The organism is Pseudomonas rubra, from assembly GCF_028656935.1.
Classification (GTDB): domain Bacteria; phylum Pseudomonadota; class Gammaproteobacteria; order Pseudomonadales; family Pseudomonadaceae; genus Aquipseudomonas; species Aquipseudomonas rubra.
In genome coordinates this window covers 199,422-209,753 of record NZ_JAMDGZ010000035.1, presented here as the reverse complement: position 1 = coordinate 209,753, position 10,332 = coordinate 199,422, and the positions used below count along the sequence as shown (strand labels likewise).

The 10,332-nt window shown below is 60.1% G+C and carries 8 protein-coding genes; 3 read left to right on the top strand and 5 right to left on the bottom strand.

The window, feature by feature from the left end:
* Positions 1-70: 70 nt before the first annotated feature.
* From M5G17_RS17270 to M5G17_RS17260, 3 genes are read left to right on the top strand one after another with little or no spacing between them, the layout of a single operon-like run.
* Complete coding sequence (locus M5G17_RS17270) at positions 71-529, top strand: tripartite tricarboxylate transporter TctB family protein (RefSeq protein ID WP_273894127.1); 459 nt, start codon at positions 71-73, stop codon at positions 527-529.
* 1 nt (position 530) lies between these two features.
* Positions 531-2,045, top strand: a complete 1,515-nt coding sequence (locus M5G17_RS17265; protein ID WP_273894126.1) for a tripartite tricarboxylate transporter permease — start codon at positions 531-533, stop codon at positions 2,043-2,045.
* Positions 2,038-3,069: an AbrB family transcriptional regulator gene (locus tag M5G17_RS17260; RefSeq protein ID WP_273894125.1), complete on the top strand. Its 1,032-nt coding sequence runs from the start codon at positions 2,038-2,040 to the stop codon at positions 3,067-3,069. Before M5G17_RS17265 ends, M5G17_RS17260 begins: the two co-directional genes overlap by 8 nt.
* Positions 3,070-3,115: 46 nt before the next feature.
* On the opposite strand, the gene M5G17_RS17255 is transcribed toward M5G17_RS17260, so the two are convergent.
* The 5 genes from M5G17_RS17255 to ung form a co-directional block, all read right to left on the bottom strand.
* On the bottom strand, positions 3,116-5,224 hold the full coding sequence (locus M5G17_RS17255; protein ID WP_273894124.1) for an autotransporter outer membrane beta-barrel domain-containing protein: 2,109 nt from the start codon (positions 5,222-5,224) through the stop codon (positions 3,116-3,118).
* A gap of 197 nt (positions 5,225-5,421) precedes the next feature.
* Positions 5,422-7,395 (bottom strand): hypothetical protein, encoded by a 1,974-nt coding sequence (locus tag M5G17_RS17250; RefSeq protein WP_273894123.1) that lies wholly within the window; start codon positions 7,393-7,395, stop codon positions 5,422-5,424.
* Positions 7,396-7,491: 96 nt separating this feature from the next.
* Positions 7,492-7,725, bottom strand: coding sequence for a hypothetical protein (locus tag M5G17_RS17245; protein WP_273894122.1), 234 nt, complete (start codon positions 7,723-7,725; stop codon positions 7,492-7,494).
* A 25-nt stretch (positions 7,726-7,750) separates the two neighbouring features.
* Entirely contained in the window at positions 7,751-9,415 is a 1,665-nt protein-coding gene (locus M5G17_RS17240) for a hypothetical protein (protein ID WP_273894121.1), read from the bottom strand.
* 104 nt (positions 9,416-9,519) lie between these two features.
* Positions 9,520-10,212 (bottom strand): uracil-DNA glycosylase, encoded by a 693-nt coding sequence (gene ung / locus M5G17_RS17235; protein WP_273894120.1) that lies wholly within the window; start codon positions 10,210-10,212, stop codon positions 9,520-9,522.
* Positions 10,213-10,332 lie beyond the last annotated feature (120 nt).

Here is a 10,332-nt window from a genome sequence, read left to right as displayed (position 1 = left end):
CCATAGAATCTCCCACAGGGTCGCACTGTCTGTGTGGGAGCGGGCTTGCCCCGCGAAAAGAGGATTCCCTATGATCCTGCAACGCCTCTTCGCCCTGTTCCTGCTGGCGATCTGTAGCGCCCTGATGGTGATGGCCTGGCCCTACCAGGCTGCCTTCTCCTACGAACCGATCGGCCCCCGCGCCTTTCCCTTGCTGATGCTCGGCCTGATGGCCTGCGGTCTGCTGTACCTGGCCTTTCGCCCGACACCACTGGTGCGCAAGGACGACGAGCCTGAACTCGACCGCGCCACCCTGAACAAAATCGCCCTCTGCGTGGCCTTGCTGCTGGTTTTCGCCGCCACCTTCGAGCCCCTGGGCTTCATTCTCAGCGGCATCCTCATCGGCGTGCCCATGGCCCGCCTGTATGGTGGCCGCTGGCTGCCCAGTGTGGTGATCATCGTCTTGACCAGCCTGTCTCTGTACTGGCTGTTCGACCGCGTCATGGAAGTCCCCCTGCCCCTCGGCCTGCTCGACGTCCTGGAGAATTGACATGGATACCTTCAGCTATCTGAGCCAGGGCTTCGGTGTCGCCCTGACCCCCTACAACCTGGTCACTGCCCTGACCGGCACCCTGATCGGCACCGTGGTCGGCCTTTTGCCCGGCCTGGGCCCGATCAATGGCGTGGCCCTGCTGATCCCGATTGCCTTCGCCCTCGGCCTGCCACCGGAGTCGGCCCTGATCCTGCTGGCGGCGGTGTACCTGGGCTGCGAGTACGGCGGCCGGATCAGCTCGATCCTGCTCAATATCCCCGGCGAAGCCGCCACGGTCATGACCACCCTCGACGGCTACCCCATGGCCCGCCAGGGCCTGGCCGGTGTGGCCCTGTCGCTGTCGGCCTGGAGCTCGTTCCTTGGCGCCTTCATTGCCACCTGCGGCATGGTCCTGTTCGCGCCGATACTGGCGAAATGGGCAATAGCCTTCGGACCCGCCGAGTACTTCGTGCTCATGGTGTTTGCGATTGTCTGCCTGGGCGGCATGGCTGGCGACCGGCCGCTCAAGACCTTCATTGCTGCCTTGATCGGCCTGTTCCTGTCCTGCGTCGGGATCGACGCCAACAGCGGCGTCTACCGCTTCACCGGCGATAGCGTGCACCTGGCTGACGGCATTCAGTTCGTGGTGCTGGTGCTGGGCCTGTTCTCCATCAGCGAAATCCTGCTACTGCTGGAAAAGACCCACCACGGTCACGAAGCAGTCAAAGCCACCGGGCGCATGCTGTTCAACTTCAAGGAAGCCGCCTCGGTCTTTGCCGTGAACATTCGCTGCGGCGTACTTGGCTTTATCATGGGCGTGCTCCCTGGGGCCGGTGCGACGCTGTCCAGCGCCGTGGCCTACATGACCGAAAAACGCATCGCCGGCCCCAGCGGCACCTTCGGCAAGGGCGATAAACGTGGCCTCGCCGCCCCGGAAACCGCCATTGGTGCCGAAGCCTGCGGCGCGCTGGTCCCGATGCTGACCCTGGGTGTGCCAGGCTCGGGCACCACCGCGGTGATGATCGGCGCCTTGTCGCTGTACAACATTACCCCGGGGCCGATGCTGTTCGAGCAGCAGCCAGACATCGTCTGGGGCCTGATCGCTTCGTTGTTCATTGCCAACATCATGCTGGTGATCCTCAACATCCCGATGATCCGCATCTTCACCCGCATTCTTGCAGTGCCGAACTGGGCCCTGGTGCCCTTTATCGCGATCATCACCGCGATCGGCGTGTACGCGGTACATGCCACCACCTTCGACCTGTTCCTGATGATCGGCATCGGCATCTTCGGCTACATCCTGCGCAAACTGGACTTCCCGCTGTCGCCGATCCTGCTCGGCTTTATCCTCGGCGGGCTGATGGAGCAGAACCTGCGCCGGGCGCTGTCGATCTCCAACGGTGCCCTGGATATCCTCTGGTCCAGCCCGATCAGTGTGAGTGTGTGGGGTCTGACACTGGTCATGCTGCTCCTGCCGCTGCTGCGCATCTGGCGCAAGCGCAGCCTGCAACGGCGTGCCCTGGCCAATGGCTGATGGGCGGCTGAAACTGTACTGGGCCACCGGCCTGGTCGGCCTGGCCGGCGGATACCTGGCAAGCCTGGTCGGCTGGCCATTGCCATGGATGGTCGGCTCGTTGCTAGCGATCATCCTGGTACGCTGCCTGACGCCCTGGCAACTGAGCGAGATCCCCGGCGGGCGCAAGTGCGGCCAATGGATCATCGGCATCGGTATCGGCCTGCACTTCACCCCGGCGGTGGTCGAGCAGGTGGCGAGCAACTTCGGCCTGATCTTCTGCGGCGCGCTGATCACCAGTGTTTCCAGTGTGGTCGGTGTGTGGTTGCTCAGGCGCACTGGGGAAGACCGCGCCACGGCGTTCTTTTCCAGCATGCCCGGTGGTTCCGGAGAGATGGTCAACCTCGGCGCGCGCAATGGCGCGGTACTCAGCCAGGTGGCGGCGGCGCAGAGCCTGCGGGTGTTGGCGGTGGTGTTGTGCGTGCCGGCGCTGTTCAAGTTCCTGCTCGGCAACGGCGTGCCGCTGACCCACACCGGCAGCGTCAACTGGGGCTGGCTGTTGCTGATCTGCCCGCTGGGGGTGTTGCTGGCCCTGGTTTGGCAACGTTTGAAGCAACCCAACCCCTGGCTGTTCGGGCCGTTGCTGGTGGCGGCAGTGGCGAGTGTCAGCGCCAACCTGCAGGTTGCCCTGCCCGATGGCGCCAGCCAGATCGGCCAATGGCTGATCGGCAGTGGCCTGGGCTGTCACTTCAATCGTGCATTCTTTCGCCGCGCACCGTCGTTCCTGGGCCGCACCTTGATCGCCACGGCCCTGACCATGCTGATCGCAGGCGCTGCCGCTTACGTGCTTAGTGTCATGACCGACCTCGACCTGCGCTCGCTGACCCTGGGCATGATGCCCGGCGGCATTGCCGAAATGAGCCTGACCGCTGAAACCCTGCAACTGTCGGTGCCGTTGGTAACGGCGCTGCAGGTGATGCGTTTGTTGTTTGTGCTGTTTCTCGCCGAGCCCTTGTTCAGGCATTGGGACAAACGCTGCGACTGAGCAAAAAAAAGAGGAAGCCAAGGCTTCCTCTCTTTCATTACGGCGCTTACCAGGTAAAGCGTACCCCCACGCTGGCACCGAACGGCTTCTCGATCTTCTCGCCGTTGCTGTAGTCGATGTCGGCATGCACTTGCAGGCGCTCGGACAGCGACACTGCAATACCGGCACCGACCTCGGCACGCGAGCCGGACAGGTCGTTGTTGAACACGTTATTGTTGACCTTGACCTTGTTGTTCTTGGCAAACTCGTGCACCGCAGCCGCGCGCAGGTACGGCTGGGCAAAACGTCCCTCGCCCAGTTCAAAGTTGCGACCGACGGTGGCACCGGCCTTACCCAGCACCGACAGGGTCCGGTCACCTTCAGCCTTCAGGCCGCTGTCCAGGTTGTAGGACGCGCCCTGGATGCTGACGGCCGAGACCTGGGCAAAAGGCTCAACGAAGAAACCGTCATCGAGCTTGATGTGGCGACCGAACTCGGCCGACGCACCCACACCATTGGTCTTGTAGCTACCCTTGGCCTGGCTGCCGTCGCTCATGGCCACTTTCGACTTGTTGTCGAAGCGGTTGAGCTTGGCCATGGCGTCGAAGTAGTAACCGCTGTCCTGGTCCAGCCAGGTGGTGTAGGCACCGGCATAGTAGCTGTCAACGGTACCGCTGGTACCGCGGTTCAGGTCCAGGTCGGACTTGCTATGACCGGCCAGCACACCCACCAGCCACTGGCTGTCGCCGACCTGGGCATCGGCACCCAGGGTAAAGCCTTGCTGGGTTTGCTTGTAGGCGGTGCCAGAGGATTCAGCCACGTTGTACTTGCTGCCATAAGCCCGGCTCCAGGCGCCGCTTTTACCTTCGTTGTAGCGCAGCTCGCCCATGCGCGTACGCAGTGACGACAGCTCGCCGTACCACACGGTCGGTGCGGTGTTGAACAGCGCCAGGACCGAACGGGTGCTGGGGCTGATGACCTTTGTCTCGGTGTCCAGGTGCCAGTCGTTGCCTTCTTTAATCAGGTCGTAGGAAAACGCACCCAAGTCGACAGGACCGTTCACCAGGCTGAACTCGGCATTGCCGCCACCGGTCGTGACCACGGTCACCCGTTCAACAGGATCAAGCTCGAGCCCGCTGGCTTTGATGGCCAAACCGAATTCGCCATTGGCCTGGCCGCTGACATTCAGGCGATCGCCTTCGCCGGTGGCGAAATCGGCGGCCATCTGGAAGGTGCCGTTGCCCGACAGCTCGTTGACGTCCAGGCGGTAGAACTGCTCTGCACTGCCAAAGCTGACGGTTGCACCGCGCAATGCCAACTCGCCGACCTGGCTATTGCCGGTCAGGGTCCACTGGCTGCCGGCATCGGCGCTCAGGCTGGAAACATTGCCCAGGCGTCCGACCAACTGCGAGCCATGCTGTAACTGCAAATCGGCCTTGCCACCGGCGGCTACCAGAATGTCACCGTTAAGCTGCGAGTCAGACATCGCCAGGGACACACCACTGCCGCTATCGACCTGAATGTTGCCGGTCAGCGCACTGCGCGCAACCTGCACATCGGCGGTCGAGCCCTGCTTGATTTCCAGCATGTTGCCGTTGCCGCCAATCAGCTGTGCACCGTCACTGACGGTGATTTTCGCCTGGGTACGGGCATCGACCACCACAGCGGCACCGCGCTCGCCAATCACTTTGGAACCGCTCATCACGTGCAGCTCGGGCACTTCGCTGTTCGGTTCCAAGCCCACTGTTTCATGGGCCAGGAAGGCACCGTTAAGCCCCCCCTGAATGATGCTTTGATCAACCGCCGTCACCCGACCACCATAGCTGCGCACGCCAATGCTGCTAGCCCCGGTCGCGATCAGTTGCGACTGGCTGGCCAGATTGAGCTGGCTGAACGCGGTCAGACTTGCACCACCGGTAACAGCCGTGAGTGTGGTGTTATTGAGGGTCAGGTTGGAGCCACGGAACTGGCCATTGGTAGTACGGCCCAAGGATATAGCCTGGGCACTGGTGCTCTGTTCTTTGTCAGTGACGGTAAGGGTTTGCCCTACCAACCGGTAGAGGGTGGTATTGCTGGTTTGCGCCATCAACTGGCTAGCGCACAGGCTTAAAGGCGCTGCCAGAATAAAAGGCAGCACACGGGAAAACGGTGCAGAAGACAAGTAAATACGGGACATGATGAGTCACACTCTCGAACGCTGTTAGTCAGAATGAAAAACAGAGCTGACACAACCGTGCTCCGTTTTCAGGCTTGCAGCGTACAGAGGTGCCCAGTAGGACTATGTAGGAATAGTCTACAAAAACAACAGGCCAATTCAACAGCACATCATTGACAGACAAGGGCCGGAAGCCAGGCTCCCGGCCCTTGTTCAAGTTACAACTTACCGACCCTTACAGCTGTATGACGTTGCGCAAACGTGGGAACACAGTTACCTGCGCCCTGACGAATATTGTATTGATAAGTCCGCTCTGCAGACTCACCAACTGGAATACCATCGCGTACCACGCTCCAGCTGATACGGATAAAAGCCAGGTTCGGCGCCGGTTTGATGTAGTCGTCCCAGAGCACCGAAATCGGTACCCCAAACTCAACATGCGTGGGGTCGGAAACATCCCCTCTGAGCGCCACAACGGTTCCCTCCACCGGTACACTACTGCCTACAGCATACATGGCCCAACTCACCGTGACATTATCACCAAGCTCCAACTTGCTCGGATCACTGACCAGTACGGTCAGGCCATTCCATGGCGCATGCTCACACAGAACCGTCGGATTACCGGTGGGTGGGAGAATGACGCCTACGATACTCGGCAAGGCCAGGCCTTCCAGCTGCTCGATGACCGCGCGCACCTCGACCGGACGAGACTCCTGGTAGTTTGCCCCCGTGGCATTTTTGTAGAGGCGATAAAACAGCAGCTGCGCCAAGCCATTGCCAGCTTCGATAATATCGTCAGCGCTGATGATCATGTCGATCACATCGCCAGCGGCTTCAGTGGTAATGGTATGAGTGGCTACCAGTTTTCCCGCAGGGCCGTAATACAGCCGGATAACCTCATCGGGGTTTACCGGGGAATAAACCGTTAGTTTGACAGTGACATCTGCGCCACGATCTACGGGGGTCAGTTCATTCTCAAGCTCGCTGACAGGCCCAATCAGCAAAGGCAGCAGCAGGTTCGGGTTGACCGGATCCGGCTCTTCCGGGTTCGGTGGCCCGGCCTTGGTGGTATCGACCTCGATTTCGGCGATTTCAGAGGGAAACGGGCGTCCGCGGGTGACAATGTAATCAACCTTGGCTGTGTAAGCCTCATCTTTGTCTACTGTGGCAAACCGCGCGGTAGCTTCCAATGGCCAGTCATGAAATTCGTTGGTGACAAATGTCCCAACAACAACTCCCTCCCAGCGAACCTGCACGATATCGCCAGATAACCAGTTGGTGTATTTCTCCACCAGAACCAGCACACCCTGACGTGCATCTGCCAGATCAATGGGCGCCTCGGGCACCTCCGGAGCCTCTAGGTCTTCCGGCGCGGGGGCCAGGGACAACACCATCGGTTGAGGGTAGGAAAACTGGCTTTCGTTGCCAGCCCGGTCCGTGAGCTTGAGCCAGATAGGCGTGTAGCCACCAGGTAACGTTTCCAGATCTACCCGGGGTACATCGATGCTGAAATATGCCCTTCCGCCACCCTCATCAGGCACCACTGCTCCCACTTTTATTGGCCCGCTTTGCACCCCCATGAACAGTGCCCAACGGTCCCCCGGCTTAGGATCGGCATAGCGGATGACGTCTAGGGTCAGCACATCACCATTAGCCTCCAGGTACTCTGCAGTCACTTCGGTTCCTACAAGGTCTTCCGGGAGCAGCGGACTTGGCGGTGGGTTGTTGAGTGCAGGGTCCAAGGTATCGACGATTACATCCTGTGCGAGTGAAAAACTGTCATTCTGGTTATACACCCGATAGGTAATACGTCGTACGCCATCACCGCCAAGTTGCTCTCGAGTCAACGTGCGCACTACAGGAAAGCTTCCAGGGGGATGGTCGAAAGGCACCCTGATATTTTCAAACTGAGCCACACCATTTACAAGAATGTCGATTATATCTTCCGGGTCAAAACCCAAGATCTCGTATTCAGCAATTGTTACATCCAAGCCCCGCGCAAGGTTCGCGGTCAGGATCAGGCCATCGGCCTCAATAGGCGATACTATTGGGGCAGGCAGCGTACTCAGCGTTCGCGAATGACTCGTGGCGGTTCTGCTGGCTGAACGGATGGACGTCGCCTTTTGCTGGGTCGATGGTTTACTGGCTTGAGTCTTCTTGCTGGTTTTTGGTAAAACTTCCTGTTTAGTCATGGTGATCTACTCTTACAAACATTATTTTAACCCAGCACAGTGCTGGAAGTCGTGTTACCAAACGCACCTACTTTCACTCAATACGAATTTCCTCATTCAGGGTTCAACCGGATCGCCGTTGTCGCAATAAAACTCGCTGCCAGGCTCTATAACCGATAGCCGCACTTGCGAGTGCGGCGAGTTACCGACCCCGCCGCCGTTGGCGGCCGCTTTGACCAGCCGGTAGCTGACAACCCCTGCTCCGCGTATGCGCGCGGCCTCCTGGATCAGGGATTCATACGGCCAGACGTCGATATCGAAACCCTCACGGGCATCGGCCGCGCTCAACACATGAGGGAATTGGGCCTGGGTGCCTTCAATGGGATCCCCCCCCCACCTGGCCCCGGTCAGCGACCCAGAACAGGGTGACTTGATCGTTCTCGGCCAAACGCTGCGCATCCCCTGGGATGCGGACTTTCACGCCATTGATCCAGGGTTGGTAGGCACAGTTGACCCAATTCCCCTCGGCGGTTCCGGGAAACGTTGCCCGGGCCAGGCCTTCGATAATCCGAATTTGCACATCGACGCGTGTCGTGGGCGCATGCTGGGTATTAACGCCATTGAAGGTGCTGTAATAGACCGGTAGCGCAGGGTTGCTGCCGACAGCATTGATGATCGCCCAGGGCACGCTGAAAGCGATGGTCGCGCCGCCTCTGTCTTCAGGTTTGATCAGGTAGGTAGCGGCGGGCCCGACGTGGCTGCCCCAATACAACTGCAGCACCTGCCCCGGTTGCGGGTTGACGTACAACACCAACTCCACCCGGGCGTCGTGATCGACATCCTCGGCACCGAGTTGATCATCACCAGCGCGACCCTTGACCACCACGGCGGCCAGCCTTGGATTGACAAGCTCAGGGCCTTGCGGATCGGGCCCGGCCACTGTCAGATTCAACTCCACCGACAAAGCACGTGACGGCCTGCCACGCCAGGTGAAATGCACCTGGTCGTTACGCTCGACAAAGCCTGCAGCGGTCAACACCTCAAACCCCACCGGGAACTTCACCGGCCAACGCAAGGGTGCGAGCAGGTCGACACTGCCCACCGGCAACCCACGCCAATAGCCGATAACACGATCGCCAGGGCGGGCGTCGACGATTTCATTGATGACCAGCTCGACGCCGGTACGCGCCCGGTCCAGGTCGATCAGCCCCGCGGGCTCAACCTGCGGCAGCGGCAAAGGGCTCGGCGTGCTGCCCAGCTCAACGCTGATTTCATTGACATGGGAAAGGGGTCCGCGATTGCCGCTACGGTCTTCCCAGTCGTAACACAGATAGCGCAACCCATCGCCGCTGTTGCGAATGTAATCGGCTGGCACCCTGAGATCGACTGGCGCATCTTTATCTCGCACCACGAACTCATCCACAGGCTTCAGCGGATCGTCCTGGCGGGAAAAGCTGCGCCAGTACAGGCGCACTCTATCGCCCAGGCGCAGGTCACTCCACGACTCCAGCCGAATGTTCACACCCTGGTGTTCCGCCAGGTAGTCCTCGTTCAAGCCCTCAGGCCCGATAGGCGCAATCGGCTCAGGCCTGCTACCTGCCTCGCCAGCGTTGGGCGCGGTCTGGTCGATGTTCAGCAACACCTCATCGGACAGCGCGGGATTACCCATATTGATGCGGTAGCTGACCCGGTGAGGGCCCGGTGTTGCGAGGTAGATTTGCGGTACCGCAAGTTCCAGCGGAATGATCGCTTGCGGGTCGTACGGCCAGACCAGGGGGGGGTCTAGAAAATCTACCCGCAGACCATCCCAGAGCAGGTCAACGTGGGTTATATCCCCTGGGAAACCCTCATGTTGCGGCCAGATCTCATCAATGACCACCTGCAAATCCCGGGATTGATCGTCCTTGTGAATCAGGTGATGGTTTTGATCATCTGGCTCCAGTGCCATTGCCGCCGGTACCACTGGCGCTTTGTATTTACCCAGCTGGGGCGATGTAGAGGATGCGCCCTGCTCGAGCAGTGATGGAGTGAACCTGGACATGAAACCTCTCCCTGGCCAGGTGCTGCCTGGCGTTGCGTACAGGGAGGTTATTTAATGCCCTATTTCTACCATCCGAAACTGGCAGAAATGCTAGGTACCCAGCGTTAAACCGCTGGCAAACGCCAGTCGATCGGGGTCAGCCCACGCTGCTCGAGAAAGCTGTTGGCCCGGCTGAAATGTCCGCAACCGAGAAAGCCCCGATAGGCCGACAAGGGCGAGGGATGCACCGACTTGAGCACCAGGTGCTTGGTGGCATCGATGAGTTTCTGCTTGCTCTGGGCATGGGCGCCCCAGAGCAGGAACACGCAGTTGACCTGCTGTTCGCTGACCACTTCGATGATGCGGTCGGTGAAGGACTCCCAGCCTTTTTTGGCATGGGAGGCGGCATTGGCGCGCTCGACGGTCATGGTGGTGTTGAGCAGCAGCACGCCCTGCTCGGCCCAGGATTGCAGGCAGCCGTGCCTGGGGATCTCGATGTTCAGGTCGCGCTGCAACTCTTTGTAGATATTCACCAGCGACGGCGGCGTGGCCACCCCCGGTTGCACCGAGAAGCACAGGCCATGGGCCTGGCCCGGGCCGTGGTACGGGTCCTGGCCGAGGATCACCACCTTGACCTGATCCAGCGGCGTGGAGTTGAGGGCGTTGAAGATCAGCGGGCCCGGCGGATAAATTTCCTTGCCAGCGGCGTACTCCTGGCGCAGGAACTCGCGCAACTGGTGCATGTACGGCTGGTCGAATTCGGCACGCAGAGCCTCTTTCCAGCTGGGTTCAAGTTTGATGCGGTCGTCGTCAGTCATGGTCAGGTCCGTAAAACAATGGCGCGACACTAGGAAAGCCGCCTGCGCTTGTCAATCGATCCGACCGGCGACCGCCGAAATCGCCAGCAACGGCCATACTTGAGCGGATCAACCACGAGG

What these genes read in the sequence shown, in the direction of transcription:
- ung (WP_273894120.1), bottom strand. Translation starts at nt 10,212, where the DNA reads ATGACTGACGACGACCGCATCAAACTTGAACCCAGCTGGAAAGAGGCT.
- M5G17_RS17255 (WP_273894124.1), bottom strand. Translation starts at nt 5,224, where the DNA reads ATGTCCCGTATTTACTTGTCTTCTGCACCGTTTTCCCGTGTGCTGCCT.
- M5G17_RS17240 (WP_273894121.1), bottom strand. Translation starts at nt 9,415, where the DNA reads ATGTCCAGGTTCACTCCATCACTGCTCGAGCAGGGCGCATCCTCTACA.
- M5G17_RS17265 (WP_273894126.1), top strand. Translation starts at nt 531, where the DNA reads ATGGATACCTTCAGCTATCTGAGCCAGGGCTTCGGTGTCGCCCTGACC.
- M5G17_RS17250 (WP_273894123.1), bottom strand. Translation starts at nt 7,395, where the DNA reads ATGACTAAACAGGAAGTTTTACCAAAAACCAGCAAGAAGACTCAAGCC.
- M5G17_RS17270 (WP_273894127.1), top strand. Translation starts at nt 71, where the DNA reads ATGATCCTGCAACGCCTCTTCGCCCTGTTCCTGCTGGCGATCTGTAGC.
- M5G17_RS17260 (WP_273894125.1), top strand. Translation starts at nt 2,038, where the DNA reads ATGGCTGATGGGCGGCTGAAACTGTACTGGGCCACCGGCCTGGTCGGC.